Source organism: Ralstonia sp. Ralssp135 (genome assembly GCF_047304345.1).
In the GTDB taxonomy this organism is placed as follows: Bacteria; Pseudomonadota; Gammaproteobacteria; order Burkholderiales; family Burkholderiaceae; genus Ralstonia; species Ralstonia chuxiongensis.
Genome location: NZ_JBGLYZ010000043.1, coordinates 1 through 22,011 on the forward strand (window position 1 = coordinate 1; position 22,011 = coordinate 22,011).

A 22,011-nucleotide genomic window follows, 5' to 3' on the forward strand; every position below is an offset into this window, starting at 1 on the left:
CACCGCGCGCAAGCCGTGGCTGTACGTCCACGAGTAGACCGTCTTGATCATCAGCCACAGGAAGAACGCGTCCGACGCCTGGTGCATGAGCGCAAGGCACGCGTTTGAAACGGTGTCTTTGAGGCTGTAGACGGATGGATCACGCTTGCCCCAGTACCACGCCTCTGCGCCGATGGTCAGCAGGAAGACCGGCGCAAAGGCCAGCAGGATCAGGCCTGGGTCGAAACCGGATGCGCCCGGGGTGGCGTTGGCAGGGGTCATTGGATTGTTGTGATGTGTGTCGTCTCCAACCGGCAGGTATACGCCCAACACCCGCGCTGCGAAAGGGGGCAGGCTAGAGCCCTTCCTCGCTTCAATACGCTGTCGTGTACAGTGCGAGCCGTTATTTCCACAACAACATCCGAGACATGCAATCCACCGTTTCCATCGCGCCTCAGGCTGAAGTCCAACCCAACGTGATCGCCGAAGTACGCGGCGGCATCGGCTGGCTGACGCTGAACCGGCCGCAGGCGCTCAACGCGCTGTCGCTGGAGATGATCCGCGCGATGTCGCATGCGCTGCTGGCCTGGCAGCACGATCCGGAGGTCCACGCTGTCATCCTGCGTGGCGAGGGCGGCAAGGCCCTGTGTGCCGGCGGTGACATCCGTTTCTTCCACCGCGCCGCCACGGCCGGCGACCCGCAACTCATCACCTTTTTCACCGAGGAATACCGTCTCAACCACCTGATCTTCAGCTATGCCAAGCCCTACATCGCGTTGATGGACGGCGTGGTGATGGGCGGTGGCATGGGCATCTCGCAAGGCGCATCCCTGCGCGTGGTGACCGAGCGCACGAAGATGGCCATGCCTGAAACCAACATCGGCCTGTTCCCGGACGTTGGCGGCGGCTGGTTCCTGGCGCGCGTGCCCGGCCATGTGGGCGAATACCTGGGCGTGACAGGGCAGATGATCGAAGCGGCCGACGCGTTGTCGGTCGGCCTTGCCGATTGCCACGTCACCACCGAGGCGCTGGCGGGCATCGTCCAACGCCTGCGCGATGGCAACTGGGGCAGCGCCGAGCAGATCGCTGCCTGCTTTACCGAAGCCGCATCGGCGCCGAATGATGCCAAGGCCATCATCGTGCCCCACCGCGAGGCCATCGATGCCTGCTTCAGCCAGAGCAGCGTGCAAGGCATCTTCGCCGACCTGGCTGGCAGCACGGATTCCGAATGGGCCGCACAGACCGCTGAGCACATGGCCAAGCGCTCGCCGTTGATGATGGCGGTGACGCTGGAGCTGATCCGCCGCGGCCGCCGCACCACGCTGGCCGATGAACTGCGCCGCGAACTGGACATGATGACGCACGTGTTTGCTGAAGGCGACGGTATCGAAGGCATTCGCGCACTCGCTGTCGACAAAGACCACGCGCCCAAGTGGAGGCACACCAGCATCGACGCCGTGCGTGACGATGAAGTGGCTGCGTTCTTTATCTCGCCGTGGCGCCATGAGCAGCATCCGCTGCTGGGGCTGTCGGACTAGAACCGGTAAACTGCGCGCCTGGATTTTGAATCGTTGATCTTGCTGTGACTGCTGAACGCCCCACGCCCAACCCTCGCCGCTTGTCGGTGGCGCCCATGATGGACTGGACGGACCGACATTGCCGGTTCTTCCATCGCCAGATCTCGCGCCACACCTGGCTCTACACGGAAATGGTGACCACCGGCGCGCTGCTGCACGGCGACGTCCCGCGCCACCTCGATTTCGACGAGGTCGAGCATCCCGTGGCACTGCAGCTCGGCGGCAGCGAACCCGATGATCTCGCCCAGGCCGCGCGTCTCGGCCAGCAATGGGGCTACAAGGAAATCAACCTCAACTGCGGCTGCCCGTCGGAGCGCGTGCAGCGAGGTGCGTTCGGCGCGTGCCTGATGGCCGAGCCGAAGCTCGTCGCCCAGGGCGTCAAGGCGATGCGCGACGCGGTGTCGATTCCGGTCACGGTGAAGCACCGCATCGGCATCGACGCCATCGAGACCTATGATTTCGTGCGTGATTTCGTCGGCACCATCGCCGAGGCGGGTTGCGAGACCTTCATCGTCCACGCGCGCAACGCCATCCTGAAAGGCCTGAGCCCCAAGGAAAACCGCGAAATTCCGCCGCTGCGGTACGAAGTCGTCTACCAGCTCAAGCGTGATTTTCCGCATCTGGAAATCCTCCTCAACGGCGGGGTGCAGACGCTGGAACAGATCGACACGCACCTTGCGTACGTTGACGGCGTCATGATCGGCCGCGAGGCATATCACCATCCGCATCTGATGGCGGTCTTCGATGCGCGGTACTACGGCGCAGGCACTGAAGCCCCCGCGCGTGCCGAGGTGGAAGATGCGATGATCGGTTACGTCGGCCGCTGGGTGGAGCGCGGCGGCTACGCTGGGGCGGCGGTGCGCCACATGCTGGGGCTGTATCGCGGCGTGGCTGGTGCGCGCGGCTGGCGGCGCGTGCTGTCGGATTCCAAGGCGTTGGGCCGCGTCAAGACGCAGGCCGACACCCACGCGCTCTTCGACGAGGCGCGGGCGCACCTGCGGCGCGGCGAAGAATCGAACGATGAGGTGGTAGCGGTTTGATGCAGGAAGGGGCGGGTTGCCCCGACCGCTGAATGCAAAAAAGCCCGCGAATGCGGGCTTTTTCTTGAATCTTGGGGTGACTGATGGGATTCGAACCCACGACAACCAGAATCACAATCTGGGACTCTACCAACTGAGCTACAGCCACCATTGTTCTTTGAGCAGCATGTCGCCGTTCAAGGAAACAGCGATTATACAAACATTCTTTCGACTTGCCTAGAGGGTTTCGCAACGGAGTTCAACGAGCCTCCGCCACGACCGTTCCCTGGTGGTACACGATCTTCCAGCCATCAGCCGTCCGCCGCCACAACGTCGCCCGGCGCGTCGTCCGGTTCGATTGCACCAGCGTGTACGTCAGCAAGTAGTTGTCCGGCGCAATCTCCTGGCAGCGGAAATCGCGCGTTTGCCAGAAATCCTCGCCGATATGGCCGTGCCGGGCATCGAGAACGCCGAGCACATAGCTGCGGCTATAGCGCTGACCGGAGGCGCCGGTTTCCCAGAAATCTTCCGTGGTCATGCGCTCGAAGTCTTCGCGGCGCGTGCCCAATTCGGGGCGATGGAAAATAGGTTCGCGCCGGCGCAGTTCTTCCAGCACGCTCAGCAGATCGGGGGCGGTATCCAGAGACGGTTCCATGCGGCAAGCCTCCTAGGAAAACTCCAAGCATACTGCGCAGCGTGCGTAGCTTAGCGTTTTTCGCGCCGCACAATGCGTGGCTTGCACTTCGCCCCTATGATGGCGCCTTCGCCTTTCCCGGAAACCACTTCGATGCAATGCACTGCCCGTATTGGCCTGTCTTCGCTGGCGATCGCACTGTCGCTGGCTTGCGGCACCGGCGCCTTTGCCGCCACGCTTCAGAAACCCCAACTCGATGCGTTGCTTGTCGCTGAGCAATCCAAGGCGTCGGCTGACCTGAACAGCTTTCTCGCGGCAGCCGCGAAGGCTGATCCGCAGGTTGCAGGCAGTGTTGCCGCGTATCAGAAGAAGGTCGCGCTCACTGGCGATGACCTCGTCAACATCGGGCGTCTGCTCGGTCTGTACAACCGCCTGCACAACCAGCAGGCCGTGATCGCCTCGATCGAGAAGATGGTCGCGCTGCCGACGGTGCGCGACGACAAAATTCCGCAGTACGAAAACCCCGCCATCGTGGCGTTCGGCAAGCTGGTCGAGGGCATGGCGCGCGACTTCGGCCTGAAATATCGCAACGTCGACAACCGCGTATTTGAAGTCACGCTGCCCGGCACCGGCTCGGACGAATTCGGCATCCTGACGCATGCCGATGTCGTACCCGCAAAGCCCGAAGAATGGGTGCTCGGCGACGGCACCAAGCTCGATCCGTTCAAGGTCACGCGCGTTGGCAATCTGCTGTACGGCCGCGGCACGATTGACGACAAGGGCTCGATTGCCGCCGCGATGTACGCCATGAAAACGGTCAAGGACAGCGGCGTGCCGCTCGCGCGCACGATCCGTCTGATGATCGAAACCACCGAAGAAACTGGTGGCGATGGCATGAAGTACTACCGCGAACACACGCAATTGCCCGCGTACAACATCGTGCTCGACAGTAAGTACCCGGCGGTGGTTGCCGAGAAAGGCACTGGCGCGCTGAAGGTGTTTTTCCCTGCGCAGGCCGGCGATTCAACGCATACGGCCATTGTTTCGATGAGGGGCGCGGCGTCGGCCAGCTCCGTCCCGCAGACGGCCACCGCCACGCTCAAAGGCGGGGACCTGGGCGTGGCGACCGCCGCGCTCGAAGCCAAACGCGACGCGTTTGTGAACAGCTTGGCCGCACAGGGCAAGTTTGCAATCGACATCACGCGCACTGCGGACAGCATCGTCGTGAAGGTGACCGGCACGTCGGCGCACGGCTCACGCCCGGAGGAAGGCGTTAACCCGCTGCCGCGTCTGGCGCTGTTCCTGCGCGCAGCCGATCTCGGCTTGGCAGACAACGCTTACGCCCGCGCCGTGCGCTATCTGACCGACCTTTACGGCACCGACTACCTCGGCAACACCATGGGCCTCGCCTACAAGGACGACTTCATGGGGCCGCTCACCATCTCGCCTACGGTGATTGGTGACAAGAATGGCCGCGTGGAGGTGACCGCCAACGTGCGCATGCCGCGCGGAAAAACGCCCGACGCGCTGCGAGGTGAGATCGTCGGCAAGATCAACGCGTGGGCCAACGCCAACCATGTCGCCCTCGAAATCAACCATGACCAGGGCAACTGGATGGCACGCGATCCGAAGGGCGCATGGCTGTCGACGCTGCTCAATATCTACGGCGACACGACTGGCCTTGACGCCAAGCCCGTCCCCACGGCCGGCAGTACGACCGCCAAGCTGATGCCGAATGCCATCAACTTCGGCCCCGCCATGCCCGGCAAGAAGTACACCGCGCACAACGCCAACGAGTACAAGGAAGTGCCGGACCTCGACCTCGATATGCAGATGTTCACCGAGATGCTGGTGCGTGTTGGCAATCTGCCGTCGATGCAGTAACCGCCGGGAACCGCCATGAACATCATCCGGGCCAAGTCGTTTACTGCTGAGCGTGCCTGGGGCGCGCTCGACATTGCCAACATGAGTGGCATTACCACGCGCTTGCATTGGACCGACCAGCCTTATCGCTGGCATGTGAACGATGGCGAGGAGGTGTTTGTGGTGCTCGACGGCACGGTCGACATGCATTACCGCGAAGCCGGCGAAGAGAGGGTCGCGACGCTGGAGCCCGGTGACATCTTCTTCGCCGGTGTCGGCTGCGAGCATGTGGCACACCCGCGTGGCGAGGCAAGAATTCTCGTCGTCGAGAAAGCCGGGAGCGTTTAGCGGCTCGCCAGCCGATTGCGGCGAAAAAAAAGCCCGCAATGTGCGGGCTTCGAATTCAGCGATCTCATTGCCCCTGAGGGCATTGGCAATACTACTGTCACGTACGCCAAACAACATCCGGGTAAACGTCCGTTTTGCTGACGGAACATCGTGGGATGTGCCGCTGCAGCAACTTGCGAACAAAAAAACAGCCCGCTCAAGCGGCGGGCCGAAAATCAGTTGAAGAAAGCCCTGTCCTCAGGGCAGGGCAAGTGTATGAAATCAGTTGCGGCGGCAGCATTGGGGTATGCCCTGATCGGCTGCTACAGCACGTTTCATCGCCCCTCGTTGTCCTTCTTTTCCTCAGCAGTTTTCGGCGCCAGCGGTACGTGAAGCGACCGGAATAGCATCCAGCATTCGGCAGATGGCGGCCATGCTGCCGACCATCGTACGGCGCTGCTCCCCCTGATAGATGCGCACGCCCTGGGTTTGGCGGAAAGGCACCGGTTGTACCGGGCGGCGGCGGGAAGACATCGATCCGAGTCGCATGGCAGACCTCGTGAGTTCGGGTGGAAAAGCGAGTGGCAAGACTCCGCCCTGGCGGGCCGATGGCTCACCTCCAGGTTGGATCAAACAGCGAAGCTTTGGCGCTGAGACGCGCCGGAGACTTACGGAGCAGCAGGCCGGATCAGACCGACGGCCAAGCCCTCCAGGTGAAACTCATCACGATCCAGATCAACGTGGATCGGTTCGAAATCGGGGTTCTCGGCAATCAGCTCGACATGGCGGCCCTTGCGCTGGAAGCGCTTGACCGTGACGTCGTCGCCCAGTCGAGCCACAACGATCTTGCCGTTGGTGGCTTCGGTGGCGCGCTGCACGGCCAGCAGATCCCCGTCCAGAATGCCGGCGTCGCGCATGCTCATGCCACGCACCTTCAGCAGAAAATCGGGCTGCGCAGAAAACAGCGACGGATCGACCTGATACTGGCGATCAATGTGCTCTGCAGCCAGGATCGGACTACCGGCAGCCACGCGGCCCACCAGCGGCAGCGTCAATTGCATCAGCCCCATCGACGGCAGCGAGAACTGATGCTGCGCCGTGTCGCCGGCCGCCCGCACCCGAATGCCGCGCGAGGCGCCCGGCGTCAATTCGATCACGCCCTTGCGTGCCAGCGCGCGCAGGTGCTCCTCGGCAGCATTGGGCGATGAGAAGCCGAACTCAGCGGCAATCTCAGCGCGTGTGGGCGGAAAACCCGTGCGCTGGATCGTCTGGCGGATCAGGTCGTAAATCTGCTGTTGGCGAGGGGTGAGGGCGGCCATTGGCGTACTGTATATTTGAACAGGTGCTGTGATTTTATACAGTGACGCGGGAAGCGCAAGTGATTTTGTTGTGATGTGTTGCGCGAGCACCCGGTCCTTATGACCGCCGTCAAAACCTATGCGAGTGGTTAGAAGCTTATGCGCAATCCATGCAGGCGCAGCCGCGGGGAATCGCATAAAATCAAGGCCTTGACCGATTTTTTGCACCGCCACATAGCCCGATTGAGCCTCGTTGGGCTGGCCCGAACGTCACCATGTCCGCCTTCAATCAAGAGACCGTTCTGAGCGTCCATCACTGGAACGACTCGCTGTTCAGCTTCAAGACCACGCGCGATCAGGCGCTGCGCTTCCACAACGGCCACTTCGTCATGATTGGGCTGGAGGTCGAAGGCAAGCCGCTGATGCGCGCCTACAGCATTGCCAGCCCGAACTACGAAGAGCACCTCGAGTTTTTCAGCATCAAGGTGCAGAACGGCCCGCTGACGTCGCGCCTGCAGCACCTGAAGGTGGGCGACAAGCTGCTGGTGAGCAAGAAGCCGGTCGGCACGCTCGTGCTGGATGACCTGCTGCCCGGCAAGAACCTCTATCTGTTCGGCACTGGCACCGGCCTGGCGCCGTTCATGAGCATCATCCAAGACCCGGACACCTACGAGCGCTTCGAGAAGGTCGTGCTGCTGCACGGCGTGCGCCAAGTGAGCGAGCTGGCCTATGCCGACTTCATCACCCGCGAATTGCCGAATAACGAGTTCTTCGGCGATCAGGTGCGCGAGAAGCTGATCTATTACCCGACCGTCACGCGCGAGCCGTTCCGCAACATGGGCCGCCTGACAGACCTCGTCGACAACGGCAAGCTGTCTGCCGACATTGGCCTGCCCCCGATGGACCCGGCTGTCGACCGCGCCATGATCTGCGGCAGCCCGGCCATGCTGGAAGACACTTGCAAGCTGCTTGATGCCCGCGGTTTCAAGATTTCGCCGCGTATGGGCGAAGCCGGTGACTACGTGATCGAGCGCGCTTTCGTCGAGAAATAATCGACAGGGCTTCTGTTGCAAACGCCGGCCGGTGCGCCGGCGTTTTGTTTTCTGGGCGCACAGGGCAATCCCGCGTCGGCAAAGGCGGGGCGGGCGGATACAATGCGCGCCTTGCCCACAACGCATGTCTGCAACGATGTCCTTGCCTACCATCGCCATCCTCGCCACCGGCGGCACAATCGCCGGTTCAGCTGACGACGCTGGCTCCGCCGCACGCTATCGCGCTGGCGCCGTCCCCATCGAACAACTGCTTGCGGCCAGCAAGCTCGGTTTGGAGCGCCTCGCCAATGTGCGCGCCGAGCAGGTCGCCCAGATCGACAGCAAGGACCTGACGTTCGACGTGTGGGAAGAGCTGGTGGCGCGGATCCGTCACTGGATCGACGTCGAACAGGTGGACGGCGTGGTCATCACGCACGGCACCGACACGCTGGAAGAAACCGCGATGTTGCTGCACCTGACGCAGCAGACCGATACGCCGATTGTTCTGACGGCAGCGATGCGGCCGTCGACGTCGCTGTCGGCGGATGGTCCGCTGAATTTGCTGAACGCGGTGCGGCTGGCCGCCAGTCCATTGGCGCGAGGGCGCGGCGTGCTGGTCGCGCTCAACCAGCGCGTGCATGCCGCTCGGGATGTGCAGAAGGGTCACACTTACGCGGTAGAAGCCTTTGTCTCGCCGGACGCGGGCGCGCTTGGTTTCGTGCTCGACGCACAAGTACAGTTTCAGCGTGCAGCGCAGCGTGTAGCCGCAACCGACGTGCTGCCGATGCCACCCTCAGGCCAGTGGCCGTGGGTTGAGGTTGTGGCGAGCTATGCACAGCCCGATGCGCGCGTGGTGGATGCCCTAGTCGCCGCTGGCGTGAAGGGGTTGGTCGTTGCCGCAACCGGCGCGGGCTCCATCCATGCGAATCTTGAGGCGGCGCTGAACCGGGCGAGTCAGCAGGGCGTTTTCGTGCTCCGTTCCACGCGTACTGGTGCTGGCGTGGTGCCTGCGCAGCCGGGCGGAGATCGCTGGGCGTCGAGCGGCTCGCTGAACCCCTATAAGGCGCGTGTGCTGCTGACGTTGCTTCTGGCCTCTGGGCGCGCCGAGGCAGAAGTTGCCTCCCTGCAGCAAGTCATTGATCGATATTGAAAAAATCTCCAAGGCCTGCGTATAATGGCAGGCTAACCAACCTTGCTGCACCGGAGTGTGACGCCCGGGCGGCTTAATCCACAAGGAGCGTCAATGCGTCATTACGAAATCGTATTCATCGTCCATCCGGACCAGAGCGAGCAAGTGCCCGCGATGATCGAGCGCTACAAGAGCACGGTCACCACGCAAGGCGGCCAAGTGCATCGCGTCGAGGACTGGGGCCGTCGTCAACTGGCCTACATGATCCAGAAGCTGGCGAAGGCTCACTACGTGTGCCTGAACATCGAGTGCGGCAAGGAGACCCTGGCTGAGCTCGAGCACGCGTTCAAGTTCAACGACGCCGTGCTGCGTCACCTCATCGTTCAGGCCAAGAAGGCTGAAACGGCGCCGTCGCCGATGATGAAGGAAGTCGCACGCGAAGAGGCCAAGAAGGCCGCTGCTCAGACCGAACAGGCCGCCTGATGCCGCGCGGTGCTGCGCAAGCCTGATCGCGCATCACCAGCATGAACGAAACCCACGGGGACAACGCCATCAATCGCCTGCAGCTCGTCGCCACTCTGGTCGAGCGCGAGGTGATGCGATACACCCCGGCAGGCGTGCCGATCGTCAACTGTCTACTGGCATACAGCGGGCAGGCGGTCGAAGCGCAGACAGTGCGGCAGATCGAGTTTTCGATGGAAGCACTGGCAGCCGGCAAGATGGCTTCCGTTCTGGATCGCATCGCTCCGGGCACCGTCCTGGATTGCGTAGGATTCCTGGCTCGCAAGCACCGCAGCAGTAAGGCACTGGTCTTTCACATCTCCGGATGTAACGTATTCGTAAAGGATTGAATCATGGCATTCATGAACAAGAAGCAGCGCGACGCGAAGAACAAGAAGCGCTTCCAGCAGCAAAACCCGTTGTTCAAGCGCAAGAAGTTCTGCCGCTTCACCGTGGCCGGCGTTGAGCAGATCGACTACAAGGATCTGGACACGCTCAAGGACTTCATCGGCGAGAACGGCAAGATCACCCCGGCCCGCCTGACCGGCACGCGCGCGATCTATCAGCGCCAGCTGGACACGGCCATCAAGCGCGCACGTTTCCTCGCGCTGATGCCGTACACCGATCAGCACAAGCACTAATCAGCGGGATAAGGAGAACTCACAATGCAAATTATTCTGCTCGAGAAGGTCGTCAACCTGGGTAACCTGGGCGACGTGGTGCGTGTGAAGGATGGTTACGCTCGTAACTTCCTGATCCCGAACAAGCAAGCCCGCCGCGCTACGGATTCCGCCATCAAGGAATTCGAAGCCCGCCGCGCTGAGCTGGAAAAGCTGGCAGCTGAAAAGCTGGCTGCTGCGCAAGCCGAAGGCGAGAAGCTGAACGGCCTGACGCTGCAACTGTCGCAAAAGGCTGGTGTGGATGGCCGTCTGTTCGGCTCCGTCACCAACCACGACATCGCTGATGCACTGGTTGCGCAAGGCTTCAAGGTTGAGAAGGCGCAAGTGCGTCTGCCGAACGGCCCGCTGAAGACCGTGGGTGACCACCCGGTCGTCGTGTCGCTGCACACCGACGTGGCAGTTGACGTGAACGTGTCGGTGCGGGGCGACGCAGCCTAAGCACGCACGCAGCACCTCGCGGCGCCCGGGTCACCGATCGACGCGAGTCAAGAAGGCAGGGACGAAAGTCTCTGCCTTTTTTTGTTGTCCTTTGTGTCAGGGGTTCCAGATTGAAGACCGAGCAGCGCCGCTATAATCCCGCCATGAACGCGCCCTCCGATCCCCAGCTCGATTCCCTCAAGGTGCCCCCGCATTCCATCGAGGCCGAACAGTCGGTGCTCGGCGGGTTGCTGTTGGATAACGCCGCCTGGGATCGCATTGCCGATTTCATCAACGAGCACGATTTCTACCGCTACGACCACCGGCTGATCTTCCACAACATCGGCAAGCTGATTTCGCAGGCCAAGCCAGCTGACGTGATCACGGTGTACGAGCAGTTGCAGGCCGCAGGCAAGGCGGAAGAGGTGGGCGGTCTGGCCTACCTGAACGCGCTTGCGCAGAACACGCCGAGCGCAGCCAACATCCGTCGCTATGCGGAAATCGTGCGCGACCGCGGCGTGCTGCGCCAACTCGTGACGATCGCCGACGAGATTTCCGCCGGCGCCTTCAACCCGCAGGGGCGCGATGTGCGCCAGCTGCTGGACGAGGCCGAATCCAAGGTGTTCGCGATTGCCGAAGAAGGTTCGCGCGGGCAGAAAGGCTTCCTGGAAATCCAGCCGCTGCTGACGCAGGTGGTCGAGCGTATCGACGAGCTGTACCACCGCGATAACCAGAGCGACATTACCGGCGTGCCGACGGGCTTCGTTGACCTCGACCGCATGACCAGCGGTATGCAGGGCGGTGATTTGATCATCGTGGCTGGTCGCCCCTCGATGGGTAAGACGGCGTTCTCGCTAAACATCGGCGAACACGTTGCGGTGGAGCAGGGGCTGCCGGTAGCTGTGTTCTCGATGGAAATGGCCGGCACGCAGCTCGCCATGCGTATGCTGGGTTCGGTCGGGCGATTGGATCAGCACCGGCTGCGTACCGGCCGCTTGCTTGACGAGGATTGGCCGCGCCTGACGCATGCCATCCAGAAGATGAACGACGCGCAGCTCTTCATTGACGAGACGCCCGCGTTGAACCCGATGGAATTGCGTGCGCGCTCGCGCCGGCTTGCACGGCAGTGCGGGCAGCTCGGCCTGATCGTGATCGATTACCTGCAGCTGATGTCGGGCTCGGGCAGCGGTGAGAACCGCGCGACCGAAATTTCGGAAATCTCGCGTTCGCTGAAGGGCTTGGCGAAGGAACTCAACTGCCCAGTGATCGCGCTGTCGCAGTTGAACCGAAGCCTGGAACAGCGTCCGAACAAGCGTCCTGTGATGTCGGACTTGCGAGAATCCGGCGCTATCGAACAGGATGCCGATGTGATCCTGTTCATCTATCGTGATCAGGTCTACAACCCCGATTCTCCGGACAAGGGCACGGCAGAAATCATCATCGGTAAGCAGCGTAACGGCCCGATTGGTACGGTTCGTCTCACGTTCCTGGGTGAATACACGAAGTTCGACAACTTCACCGGGGGCAATGCATTCTTTGACAACGACACGTAACGTGTAGTTCGTGTCGGCCCGCCACAACGTGCCACGCATGTCGCGAGGCTGGTTCCGGTAAAATATTGCGTTTTAATGACAGCGCCGGCGGTGATCCCGTCCGGCGTTGTTTTTACGACTCCTGCTTTTTTCCGTTCCCAAGGATCATCATGTTCGGTCGCTTCATGCCCACCGAAGGCAAGTTTTTTGAGTACTTCAACCAGCACGCCGAGTGCGCCGTCAAGGCAGCCCATGCACTCAAGGAACTGGTCAATGACTTGCCCAATGCTGAAATGCATGCACGCAATGTGCAGAACTTTGAAAAGAAAGCCGATCGCATCACGCATGACACGATCGAGTTGCTGCACAAGACCTTCATCACCCCGCTCGATCGCGACGAGATCCACAAGCTGATCACGACGATGGACGACATCCTCGACCTGATGGAAGACGTGTCGCTCACCATCTCGTTGTACGACGTGACCAATGTCACGGACGAATCGCGTCAGCTCGCGATGATCTGCGTGGCTTGCTGCGAGGAGGTTCGCAAGGCTGTGGCGCTGCTCAACGACATGAACAACGGCCGCCAGATCCTCACCATCGCCCAGGAAATCGACCGTCTTGAGTCGGAAGCCGATCGCGTGATGCGCGCCGCCATGGCCAAGCTGTTCCGCACCGAAAGCGACATCAAGCTGCTGATCAAGCTCAAGGCGATCTACGAGCAACTGGAGAGTGTCACCGACCGTTGCGAGGATGTTGCCAACATCATCGAAGGCATCGTGCTCGAAAACGCCTGACGAGACGACGCCTCATGCATACGCTTCAGATCAGTCTCTGGGTGGTCGTTCTGCTGGTGGCGCTGGCCATCGTGTTCGACTTCATGAATGGCTTCCACGACGCAGCCAACTCCATTGCGACGGTGGTGTCGACTGGCGTGCTCAAGCCGCAGCAGGCGGTAGCGATGGCTGCAGCCTGCAACGTGATCGCCATTTTCATCTTCCACCTCAAGGTGGCAACCACGGTGGGGCGCGACACGATCGATCCGTCCATCGTCGATCATTACGTCATCTTCGGGGCGTTGGTCGGCGCCATCGCGTGGAACATTATCACGTGGTACTACGGCATTCCGTCCAGCTCGTCGCACGCGCTGATCGGTGGCTTGGTGGGCGCAGCTGTGGCCAAGTCGGGTACGGGCTCACTGGTGGCGAGTGGCTTGCTCAAGACCGTGGCGTTCATCCTGATTTCGCCGTTGCTGGGCTTTATCCTCGGCTCGCTGCTGATGGTGGCGGTGTCCTGGCTGTTCTTCCGAACGCCGCCATCCAAGGTGGACCGATGGTTCCGGCGCCTGCAGCTGCTCTCGGCCTCGCTGTACAGTCTGGGCCACGGCGGCAACGATGCGCAGAAGACCATCGGCATCATCTGGATGCTGCTGATCGCGGGCGGCTACGCGTCGGCCACTTCAACTGAACCGCCGATCTGGGTCATCGTCTGCTGCTATGTGGCGATCGGTCTGGGTACGCTGCTGGGCGGCTGGCGGATCGTGCGGACGATGGGTCAGAAGATCACCAAGCTCAAGCCGGTCGGCGGTTTCTGCGCTGAAACCGGTGGCGCCATGACGTTGTTCTTGGCGTCGGCGTTGGGGGTGCCCGTGTCGACGACGCATACCATCACCGGCGCTATCGTCGGCGTGGGATCTGCGCAGAAGGCTTCCGCAGTGCGCTGGGGTGTGGCCGGCAACATCGTCTGGGCGTGGGTTTTGACGATTCCCGCATCCGCGTTCATGGCGGCGATTGCCTGGTGGATTGGCCGACACTTGCTGTAAGCCGGCAGCAGGTCGACTCCGAGAAAACGAAACGCCCACCAAATTGGTGGGCGTTTTGCATTGTGGGCCGTGCGCCAGCTATTGCGTGGCAAAGCGCGCGATGGGGTCATCGTCCGCAGGTGTCGTCGCAGCGGCAGGCCCGCGCGTCGACATCAGGCTGTCAGCTTGAGCGTCGCGTGAGCGGGCGAGGGTTCCCAGTGGATCATCGTCGATCGGATGGGCTGGGCTGGCGGGTGCCGGAGCCATCGGAGCGATGGTCGGTGCTGGTGCGTCGGGCAGATTGCTCACGGCCACGACGCGGCGCGCGCCCATGTAGCGGCTTGCCCAGTAAGACTTGGTCATGTCTTCTAAGCGTACCGTGCCGCCCGTGGCGGGTGCGTGGACAAACCGGTTCTGGCCAACATAGATGCCGACGTGCGAATTCGGCTGGCCGGTCGTGTTGAAGAAGACGAGGTCACCCGACGCGACGTCGCGTCGGTCCAATGACGTGCCGCGGCGGCCCATTTCGGCCGCCGTGCGTGGCAGGTTTACAGAAGCAGCGCGCCGCACGACGTAGCGCACAAGTCCGCTGCAATCGAAGCCACTGTCGGGAGTATTGCCGCCGTAGCGGTATGGCGTGCCGACCAGCGCCATCGCTTCGATGGAGATTTCCTCCAGGCCAGCGCTCGGATCGTGGATCGGGGCGCCGCGCGTGCGCAGACCCGCGTCGCGCGAGGCGGTGGAGCGGGTCGGTGTCGACGAGCAGGCAGACAGCAAGCACGCCAGCGCCAACAGGCCGGCGCCTGCTAGTCGCGTGTTTCCGTGGAGAAAGCTGTGCTGCGCGAGCATGCGCCATCAGGGGAGTCCAGATAGGGAGCATGCTATGCGCGCCTCGTCAGAAAGCCAAACTGCGTGTTGGCGAGGCGCAACGCCAAGCGGGGCGCGGGTCTGCGGATTTTGCCTCGATGGCGTCGCGTTTTGCGGGCCGTTTTACCAGCGCAGTTGGACGCTGCGTGTGCTGCCGGTCTGCACCGTCGCGCGCTTGGTGGTGCCCTGGTACGTGGCGATGACGTTATAGCTTGCCGGCGGGGCTTTGATCAGGCAGCGCGGTCCGTCGGCGCGAAAGCTTGCGACCTCCTTGCCGTGCCGTGTGAGTTGTACGTCGACGTCGGCCAGATATTCGCCACGTGCGCCTTGGGTGAACAGCAAAGACAGGTTGTAGTTGCGTGCCTCGCTGTTCAGCGCCTGTTGCTCGTCTTGTGCAACCCCGCCGCAGACGTAGCTGATCTGGCCGGCGGTTTTCGGCGTGAGGTTGTCGGCGAGCGCAATGGAAGCGCTGGCGGACAGCATCATCGCCAGCGCGGCCGACGTCAGGGTCAAGCGCGATCGGGTCTGCAGGTTTTGCTGCATGGGCATCATTGGCCTCCATCAGGGAAAAAGAGAGGTGCCCCACAAGCAGCAAAAAAAAGGCCACGCAATTGCGCGGCCTGATAGCACAACGGTTTGCGGCAGACAAATATGTCGCCGCGTGATTTTTACAGCACGTCTGAGGCGTGATCCGCGAGCCGCGAGCGCTCGCCGCGCGCCAGCGTGATGTGCCCGCTGTGGCTCCATCCCTTGAAGCGATCGACCACGTAGGTCAGGCCTGATGATCCTTCGGTCAAATACGGCGTGTCGATCTGCGCGATGTTCCCCAGGCAGACGATCTTGGTACCCGGACCCGCGCGCGTGACAAGCGTCTTCATCTGCTTGGGCGTGAGGTTCTGCGCCTCGTCGATGATCAGGAACTTGTTGACGAAGGTGCGGCCGCGCATGAAGTTCATGCTCTTGACCTTGATGCGCGAGCGGATCAGCTCCTGCGTGGCCGCGCGGCCCCATTCACCGGCATTGTCGTCGGACTTTTGCAGGACTTCGAGGTTGTCGTCGAAGGCACCCATCCACGGCTGCATCTTTTCTTCTTCCGTACCGGGCAGGAAGCCGATGTCTTCACCCACGGGCACCGTGGCGCGCGTGATGATGATCTCGTTGTAGAGCTTCTGATCCAGCACTTGCTCAAGGCCTGCCGCCAGTGCCAGCAGCGTCTTGCCCGTGCCGGCCTGGCCAAGCAGCGAAACGAAGTCGACTTCCGGGTGCATCAGCAGGTTCAAGGCGAAGTTCTGCTCGCGGTTGCGCGCGGTCACACCCCAGACGTTGTTCTTCTGGTGCGTGTAGTCCTTGAGCGTCTGCAGTACGGCGGTCTTGCCATTCAGCTCCTTGACCTGCGCGTACAGCGGCAGACTGCCGTCATTCGGCTCCAAGAAGACAAACTGGTTGACGAGGAACGACGGCACCAGCGGGCCGGACAGGCGGTAGAACGTCGTGCCCGTCTTGGGGTCCTGCCAGCTCTCGATGTTCTTGCCGTGCTTCTGCCAGAAGTCTGCCGGCAGCGCCATGATGCCGCTGTAGAGCAGGTCGGTGTCTTCTAGCACGCGATCATTGAAGTAGTCCTCCGCCGGCAGGCCGAGGGCGCGTGCCTTGATCCGCATGTTGATGTCCTTGGACACCAGCACGACAGATCGGTCCGGACGCTGCTGCTGCAATGCGGCTACCACACCAAGGATCTGGTTGTCCGCCTTGCCCTGCGGCAGCCCATCAGGCAGCTTGATGTCGTTCAGACGCGTTTGGAAGAACAGGCGCCCCTGCGCATCGCGGTTGCCGAGCTTGGCGAGCGGCAGGCCGTCGTCCATGACGCCGTCGGTGCCCGCCACAAGCTGGTCGAGCGTGCGGCTGACCGTGCGGGCATTGCGCGCAACTTCGCTCATGCCCTTCTTGTGGTTGTCCAGCTCTTCCAACGTCATCATTGGCAGATAGACGTCGTGTTCTTCAAAACGGAAGAGCGATGTCGGATCGTGCATCAGGACGTTGGTGTCGAGCACGAACAGCTTGGCGGGGCCTTCGTCGCGGCGGGTGCGGCGGCGGGCGGCGGTTTCGGTTGGTTTGCCGGTCGCGCCCACCGTGTCCACGGCCTTGGCGAGGATGCCTGCGTATTCGCGTGAGGTGTCTTTCGCCATAGGCGACGCTTCGCCCGAGCGGGCGCGGGCCGTGCTGGCTGCATTGCGTTTAGGTTGCGCACGGCCTGTTTCTGACAATGCCTCGCGCTCGAGCGCGGGCACCGGTTTTCGAGGTTCCTGACCCGCCTTCGGCTTTCCGGCTTTGCCGAAAGGCTTGAATTCAGCCGGGTCAAGCAATTGGGCTGGCTGGGTGGGCATGGTCGGCAGCGGCATGCTTCGATTACCTCTCTGGGTGGAACAACGACGAAACACCGTCCGCGCACATGGCGAGGCGGCGCTGGCGGGAAACGCTGGAAAACGGATGGGCGCGTCGCAGCGGTTGAGGCATGGACGACGGCCACAAAAAAGCCGCCATGACCTGCGAGAGGTGAGGCGGCCTAGGTGAACGCCACGACAAGCTGCACGTTTCGGACGTCCTGCCCGGCCTGCTTGCCGGGAAAAACGCAGAAGCGGTATCAGGCCAACTTGGCCGCCGGTACCGTCGTGGGCTATCGGAATGGCATCCGGATTTCGTACTCATCGGTTCCGACTGTATCGGAAGCTTTTGTGATTTGCAATCGCTCACATGTGACCTGTGGTGCGTCGCAAACTGGCCACGACAGACGATGCGAAATCGACGCAGAATCAACCGCCAGGAGGCCGTGCACCGCACTTTCCCGACAGCTGGATCCACGTGCAGTTACAGGGCGCGCACCGCCGCGAGCACATCATCGACATGGTTCGGCACTTTTACGCCGCGCCATTCCTTTCGCAGCACGCCCTTGCTGTCGATCAGGAATGTGCTGCGCTCAATGCCGCGCACGTCCTTGCCATACATCTTCTTCATCTTGATGGTGTCAAAGATGTCGCAGACGGCTTCGTCGGCGTCGGAAATCAGCTCGAAGGGCATCTCCAGTTTCGCCTTGAAGTTTTCGTGCGATTTCAGGCTGTCGCGCGAGATGCCGAACACCACGGCGCCGGCGGCTTCAAAGGCGTCGTACTGGTCGCGGAAGTTCATCGCCTCGGTGGTGCAGCCAGGCGTGCTGTCCTTCGGATAGAAATACAGCACGACGATCTTGCCGCGCTGCGATGCCGGCGAGAACGTGATGCCGTTGGTTGCCGGTGCGGAGAAATCGGGAAGAGGCTGGTCGATCGTGACGGGCATGGTGTGTTCCGGAAAACCGCGAGGAGAGAGACGGGAAGCTCGTAGACGGGCAAATCTGAGATACAGCGCCCAACGCCAAACCGGAGATCGGAAAGATCAGGCCGGCTGAACGATCAGGCTGCCGCTGCGGCCGGCAACTTCGCCCCATGTGACGGGCTGCACGGGCAGGGTACTGCGATCGAGCGTCGCGTAGTAATCGCCCATCGACCCTAGCCGATGGCCTTGCGCGCGCCAGCCTCGCAGCAACTCGCGGAAGATCGGGGCAAGTTTCTGCCCTTCAAGTTCTGCATGCAAGGTAAACACCTGGTCGCGGTCGGACTCGGTCATCTTCAGGATATGCCGGGCGACGTTGTCGAGCGTGATGTCTTCCACGCCGATCAGCTCGTCCAGTGTGGGCAGCGTCGTCGGCAATTGCACGTGGTTCAGCGCTTTGCCATCAACGCTCGGGATGTACGGATGCGTGCCCCGGCCGTCGGAGGCATAGGCCATGCCCCAGTTGTCGATCTGGCGGAACGCGTGGTCGTTCATCTGCCAGCCGGCGGCGCCGTGCGTCACGGGTGGCTGGCCGAATACCTGGATGAAACGGGCGTGTGCGGCGGTCATCTGGCGGGCGGTCCAGCCTGCGTCGCGCTGGCGGACATTGTCTTGCCAGAGCACGTGGTCCCACGTGTGGATGCCGGTCTCGAAACCTGCCTCGGCGATGGCGCGCATTTCAGCTGCGGCTTTGCGTCCGATGTCGGGGCCGGGCAGCAGCACGCCGTACATCAGCGTGCGAAGACCGTAATGCTCAACAACCGACGTGCGAGAAACCTTTTTGAGAAAGCCGGGGCGAAAGGCCCGACGCAGCGCCCAGCCGGTGTGATCCGGGCCGAGGCTGAAGAGGAAGGTCGCGCCCGCCTCGTGCTCGCGCAGCATGCGCGCGAGGTTGGGCACGCCTTCGCGGGTACCGCGCAGGGTGTCGACGTCGATCTTGAGGACGATGAGAGCCATGAACCTGCGCGGGGGTGTTGCTTTTACTTGTTGCCGTTGCCGTTGCCGTCTTCGACCAGGCTGCGGGCTTCAGCCACGTGCGTGCGATACGCTTCGAAAATGTTCGCCAGCGCGTCCTTCATCACGGTGGTCGGCTTCCAGCCAAGGTCTTCCATGGTGTTGGCGATCTTCGGCACGCGGTTCTGCACGTCCTGGTAGCCGGTGCCGTAGTAGGCGCCGGAGGTCGTTTCCACCAGTTGGACCTGCTTGGCGGTGTCCTTGTACTCGTCGATCTTGGCGGCTTGTTCCAACATCATGTTGGCCAGCTCGCGCACCGAGTAGTTGTTCGACGGGTTGCCGATGTTGTAGATCTTGCCCGAGGCCACGCCGTCCTTGTTGGCAATGATGCGCACCAGCGCGTCGATGCCGTCATCAATATACGTGAAGGCGCGCTTCTGGCTGCCGCCGTCGACGAGCTTGATGTTCTCGCCGCGCACGATGTGGCCGAGGAACTGCGTCACAACGCGCGACGAACCTTCCTTCGGGGTGTAGATCGAGTCGAGGCCCGGGCCGATCCAGTTGAACGGACGGAACAGCGTGAAGTTCAGGCCTTCCATGCCGTAACCCCAGATCACGCGGTCCATCAACTGCTTCGAGCACGCGTAGATCCAGCGCGGCTTGTTGATGGGGCCGTAGATCAGCGGCGAGGCTTCCGGATCGAATTCCGAATCGCCGCACATGCCGTAGACCTCGGAGGTCGACGGGAAGACCAGGTGCTTGCCGTACTTGGCAGCCGAGCGAACGATCGGCAAGTTGGCTTCAAAGTCCAGCTCGAACACGCGCAGCGGGTCTTTGACGTAGGTCGACGGCGTGGCGATGGCCACCAGCGGTAGGATCACGTCGCACTTCTTCACGTGATACTCGACCCACTCCTTGTTGATGGTGATGTCACCCTCGAAGAAGTGCATGCGCGGGTGGTTGACCAAGTCGCCCAGACGCTCGGTCTGCATGTCCATGCCGTAGACCTCCCAGTCGGTGGTCTCCAGGATGCGCTTGGACAGGTGGTGGCCGATGAAGCCGTTGACGCCGAGGATCAGTACTTTTTTCATGAAGGCAAACTCAAGATCAGGAGAGGGCGAGCTGGCTGGCGAGCTGCTGCGCGGTCACGACAGATGTTCCGCTGGCAGCTTGGGGCTCGACGCGCCAGAGCTCGTGAATGGCGATGGCTCCCCCATCGCCGCACACGCCGAACATCGCATTATCCACGACGTGCAAGCCCGGCGGCAAATTCGTAAAGGTTTGGTGCGCCAGACGGGCCCGCGCGACAACGTAGCGTTCGCTGCCGGCGTCCGTAAAGGCACCGGGGTAGGGCGGCGCCACGGCACGAATCAGGTTATAGACCTGCTGTGCCGGTTTCGACCAGTCGATGCGGCCGTCTTCGGGTTTGCGGCCGCCGAAATAGCTACCGTTGGCCAGCACGTTCGGGTGCTGCGGAATGTGCCCGGCAATCATCGCGGGAAGCGCGCGCCACAAGGTTTGCTCGGCCGCCACGGTGGCCTTTTCGAACACTTCGTGCGAGGTGTCGTCCGGCAGGATCGGCACGATGGTCTGGTCGACGATGTAACCGGCATCCGGCTTTTCGACCATTTCGTGCAGGGTGGCGCCGGTTTCGGTCTCGCCGTGCAGCACCGCCCAGTTGATGGGTACGCGGCCGCGGTATTTGGGCAACAGTGAACCGTGCATGTTGAACGCACCGAATTTGGCGAGGCTCAACAGGCGCATCGGAATCATGTGCCGGTAATAGAACGAAAAGATGAAGTCCGGCGCAATTGCGGCGATTCGCGCGTGCAGGTCTTCGCCGTTTGCGTTGTCCGGCGTGATGTATGGAATGCCTAATTCCTGTGCGGTGGCGCGCACGCTACCGAACCAGATGTTCTCGGCGACGTTGTCCTCGTGCGTGACAACGAGTTCGACCTGAATGCCACGCGCTGCCAGCACGCGCAGGCAGCGTACGCCGACGTTGTGATACGCGAAAACGACGGCACGCCGCTTGAGCTGCGAACTCATGCAACACCCCGCTGCGAGCCAGTCTTCATATCGGCGGCGCCGGCCTCATGCAGGTGCGGCGCTTCTTCCAGCACACCCTGCACCAGATAGCGCGGGCGCTCGCGCACCTGTTGATAGATGCGGCCGATGTATTCGCCCAGCAGGCCAATGCCAAACAGCAGCACGCCCATCAGGAAGAACGTGATGGCGAACAGCGTGAACACGCCCTGGACTTCCGCGCCCAGGATGAAGCGCCGCACCACCAGCAGGATGAACAGCACGGCAGAGGCAAACGACAAGAGCATCCCGATCGCCGAGAACCATTGCAGCGGCACGACGGAAAAGCCCGTCACCAGGTCGAAATTCAGGCGCACGAGCTTGTAGAGCGAGTACTTCGACTCACCCGCAAAGCGTTCTTCGTGGTCGACTTCGATTTCGGTCGGGTTCTTGCTGAACGTGTAGGCCAGCGCCGGAATGAAGGTGTTGACTTCGCGGCAGCGGTTGATGGTGTCGACGATGGTTCGGTTGTATGCGCGCAGCATGCAGCCCTGGTCCGTCATCTTGATGTGCGTGATGCGCTCGCGGAGCGAATTCATGGCACGCGATGCGGTGCGACGGAACCAGCTGTCTTGGCGCACGCGCCGGATGGTGCCGACGTAGTCGTAGCCTTCGTCGAGCTTTTCCACCAAGCGGCCGATTTCTTCCGGCGGATTCTGCAGGTCGGCATCGAGCGTGACGACGCGTTCGCCGCGCGCATGTTCGAAGCCGGCCAGGATGGCCATGTGCTGGCCATAGTTGCCGTTGAACAGCACGACGCGCGTGCTGTCCGGGCGCGCGCGGAACTGCTCGGCCAGCATGGCTGCGGAGCGGTCGCGGCTACCGTCGTTGACGAACACGACTTCATACGAAATGCCGAGCGCATCAAGCGCGGGATACAGACGCGCAAACAGCGCGGCGAGCCCGTCTTCTTCGTTGTAAACAGGAATGACGACCGAGAGAGCGGGTGTCTTCATT

The 22,011-nt window shown here is 62.0% G+C and carries 24 protein-coding genes, 1 tRNA gene and 1 pseudogene; 13 read left to right on the top strand and 13 right to left on the bottom strand.

Features of this window, described 5'->3' with window-relative positions:
• Window positions 1-261, bottom strand: a pseudogene (locus ACCD03_RS21910) (sterol desaturase family protein); the annotation flags it as partial.
• 146 nt (window positions 262-407) lie between these two features.
• On the opposite strand from ACCD03_RS21910, the gene ACCD03_RS21915 reads away from it, so the two are divergent.
• Window positions 408-1,517, top strand: coding sequence for an enoyl-CoA hydratase/isomerase family protein (locus ACCD03_RS21915; protein WP_045204197.1), 1,110 nt, complete (start codon window positions 408-410; stop codon window positions 1,515-1,517).
• A 44-nt stretch (window positions 1,518-1,561) separates the two neighbouring features.
• Complete coding sequence (dusA, locus tag ACCD03_RS21920) at window positions 1,562-2,596, top strand: tRNA dihydrouridine(20/20a) synthase DusA (RefSeq protein WP_082076054.1); 1,035 nt, start codon at window positions 1,562-1,564, stop codon at window positions 2,594-2,596.
• A 72-nt stretch (window positions 2,597-2,668) separates the two neighbouring features.
• On the opposite strand, the gene ACCD03_RS21925 is transcribed toward dusA, so the two are convergent.
• Both ACCD03_RS21925 and ACCD03_RS21930 read right to left on the bottom strand, forming a co-directional pair.
• Window positions 2,669-2,744, bottom strand: a tRNA-His gene (locus ACCD03_RS21925).
• Between the two features lie 90 nt (window positions 2,745-2,834).
• Window positions 2,835-3,230, bottom strand: a complete 396-nt coding sequence (locus ACCD03_RS21930; RefSeq protein WP_045204195.1) for a DUF4440 domain-containing protein — start codon at window positions 3,228-3,230, stop codon at window positions 2,835-2,837.
• 132 nt (window positions 3,231-3,362) lie between these two features.
• Between ACCD03_RS21930 and ACCD03_RS21935 the strand changes: the two genes are divergently transcribed.
• Window positions 3,363-5,093, top strand: coding sequence for a dipeptidase (locus ACCD03_RS21935; RefSeq protein ID WP_045204194.1), 1,731 nt, complete (start codon window positions 3,363-3,365; stop codon window positions 5,091-5,093).
• A gap of 15 nt (window positions 5,094-5,108) precedes the next feature.
• Entirely contained in the window at window positions 5,109-5,420 is a 312-nt protein-coding gene (locus ACCD03_RS21940) for a cupin (protein ID WP_045204193.1), read from the top strand.
• 342 nt (window positions 5,421-5,762) lie between these two features.
• On the opposite strand, the gene ACCD03_RS21945 is transcribed toward ACCD03_RS21940, so the two are convergent.
• Together ACCD03_RS21945 and lexA are read right to left on the bottom strand one after the other, a co-directional pair.
• On the bottom strand, window positions 5,763-5,948 hold the full coding sequence (locus ACCD03_RS21945) for a hypothetical protein (RefSeq protein WP_024975893.1): 186 nt from the start codon (window positions 5,946-5,948) through the stop codon (window positions 5,763-5,765).
• A gap of 119 nt (window positions 5,949-6,067) precedes the next feature.
• Complete coding sequence (lexA, locus tag ACCD03_RS21950; RefSeq protein ID WP_045204192.1) at window positions 6,068-6,718, bottom strand: transcriptional repressor LexA; 651 nt, start codon at window positions 6,716-6,718, stop codon at window positions 6,068-6,070.
• A gap of 254 nt (window positions 6,719-6,972) precedes the next feature.
• Here lexA and ACCD03_RS21955 point away from each other — a divergent pair, with 254 nt between their 5' ends.
• The 9 genes from ACCD03_RS21955 (at window position 6,973) to ACCD03_RS21995 (ending at window position 13,809) form a co-directional block, all read left to right on the top strand.
• Window positions 6,973-7,749: a ferredoxin--NADP reductase gene (locus ACCD03_RS21955; RefSeq protein WP_045204191.1), complete on the top strand. Its 777-nt coding sequence runs from the start codon at window positions 6,973-6,975 to the stop codon at window positions 7,747-7,749.
• A gap of 136 nt (window positions 7,750-7,885) precedes the next feature.
• Window positions 7,886-8,878: an asparaginase gene (locus ACCD03_RS21960; RefSeq protein WP_045204190.1), complete on the top strand. Its 993-nt coding sequence runs from the start codon at window positions 7,886-7,888 to the stop codon at window positions 8,876-8,878.
• A 93-nt stretch (window positions 8,879-8,971) separates the two neighbouring features.
• Window positions 8,972-9,340, top strand: coding sequence for a 30S ribosomal protein S6 (gene rpsF, locus ACCD03_RS21965; RefSeq protein WP_045204189.1), 369 nt, complete (start codon window positions 8,972-8,974; stop codon window positions 9,338-9,340).
• 41 nt (window positions 9,341-9,381) lie between these two features.
• Window positions 9,382-9,708 carry a primosomal replication protein N gene (gene priB / locus ACCD03_RS21970; RefSeq protein ID WP_024975888.1) on the top strand — a complete coding sequence of 109 codons (327 nt, stop codon included), beginning with the start codon at window positions 9,382-9,384 and terminating at the stop codon, window positions 9,706-9,708.
• Between the two features lie 12 nt (window positions 9,709-9,720).
• Window positions 9,721-9,999: a 30S ribosomal protein S18 gene (gene rpsR / locus ACCD03_RS21975; protein ID WP_037022304.1), complete on the top strand. Its 279-nt coding sequence runs from the start codon at window positions 9,721-9,723 to the stop codon at window positions 9,997-9,999.
• 24 nt (window positions 10,000-10,023) lie between these two features.
• Window positions 10,024-10,476 carry a 50S ribosomal protein L9 gene (gene rplI, locus ACCD03_RS21980; protein WP_045204188.1) on the top strand — a complete coding sequence of 151 codons (453 nt, stop codon included), beginning with the start codon at window positions 10,024-10,026 and terminating at the stop codon, window positions 10,474-10,476.
• Between the two features lie 143 nt (window positions 10,477-10,619).
• Window positions 10,620-12,008: a replicative DNA helicase gene (locus ACCD03_RS21985; protein ID WP_012435397.1), complete on the top strand. Its 1,389-nt coding sequence runs from the start codon at window positions 10,620-10,622 to the stop codon at window positions 12,006-12,008.
• A gap of 149 nt (window positions 12,009-12,157) precedes the next feature.
• The gene (locus tag ACCD03_RS21990) at window positions 12,158-12,784 is read left to right on the top strand and encodes a DUF47 domain-containing protein (RefSeq protein WP_045204187.1); all 627 of its coding nucleotides are present in this window, start codon (window positions 12,158-12,160) and stop codon (window positions 12,782-12,784) included.
• Between the two features lie 14 nt (window positions 12,785-12,798).
• Window positions 12,799-13,809: an inorganic phosphate transporter gene (locus ACCD03_RS21995; protein ID WP_045204186.1), complete on the top strand. Its 1,011-nt coding sequence runs from the start codon at window positions 12,799-12,801 to the stop codon at window positions 13,807-13,809.
• A 78-nt stretch (window positions 13,810-13,887) separates the two neighbouring features.
• Here ACCD03_RS21995 and ACCD03_RS22000 read toward each other — a convergent pair whose 3' ends face one another.
• The 8 genes from ACCD03_RS22000 to ACCD03_RS22035 all read right to left on the bottom strand — a co-directional run bounded on the left by ACCD03_RS22000 (window position 13,888) and on the right by ACCD03_RS22035 (window position 22,010).
• On the bottom strand, window positions 13,888-14,637 hold the full coding sequence (locus ACCD03_RS22000; protein WP_045204185.1) for a C40 family peptidase: 750 nt from the start codon (window positions 14,635-14,637) through the stop codon (window positions 13,888-13,890).
• A 141-nt stretch (window positions 14,638-14,778) separates the two neighbouring features.
• Entirely contained in the window at window positions 14,779-15,204 is a 426-nt protein-coding gene (locus ACCD03_RS22005; protein ID WP_045204664.1) for a hypothetical protein, read from the bottom strand.
• 119 nt (window positions 15,205-15,323) lie between these two features.
• On the bottom strand, window positions 15,324-17,051 hold the full coding sequence (locus ACCD03_RS22010) for a PhoH family protein (RefSeq protein WP_045204184.1): 1,728 nt from the start codon (window positions 17,049-17,051) through the stop codon (window positions 15,324-15,326).
• Window positions 17,052-17,517: 466 nt separating this feature from the next.
• A complete protein-coding gene (locus ACCD03_RS22015; protein WP_413412888.1) occupies window positions 17,518-17,982 on the bottom strand; it encodes a peroxiredoxin in 465 nt (154 codons plus the stop codon).
• Between the two features lie 96 nt (window positions 17,983-18,078).
• On the bottom strand, window positions 18,079-18,972 hold the full coding sequence (locus ACCD03_RS22020) for a 4-deoxy-4-formamido-L-arabinose-phosphoundecaprenol deformylase (protein ID WP_045204182.1): 894 nt from the start codon (window positions 18,970-18,972) through the stop codon (window positions 18,079-18,081).
• A 23-nt stretch (window positions 18,973-18,995) separates the two neighbouring features.
• Entirely contained in the window at window positions 18,996-20,060 is a 1,065-nt protein-coding gene (locus ACCD03_RS22025) for a bifunctional UDP-4-keto-pentose/UDP-xylose synthase (protein WP_052672802.1), read from the bottom strand.
• 16 nt (window positions 20,061-20,076) lie between these two features.
• Window positions 20,077-21,018, bottom strand: a complete 942-nt coding sequence (locus ACCD03_RS22030) for a formyltransferase (RefSeq protein WP_045204181.1) — start codon at window positions 21,016-21,018, stop codon at window positions 20,077-20,079.
• Entirely contained in the window at window positions 21,015-22,010 is a 996-nt protein-coding gene (locus ACCD03_RS22035; RefSeq protein ID WP_045204180.1) for a glycosyltransferase, read from the bottom strand. Before ACCD03_RS22035 ends, ACCD03_RS22030 begins: the two co-directional genes overlap by 4 nt.
• Window position 22,011 lies beyond the last annotated feature (1 nt).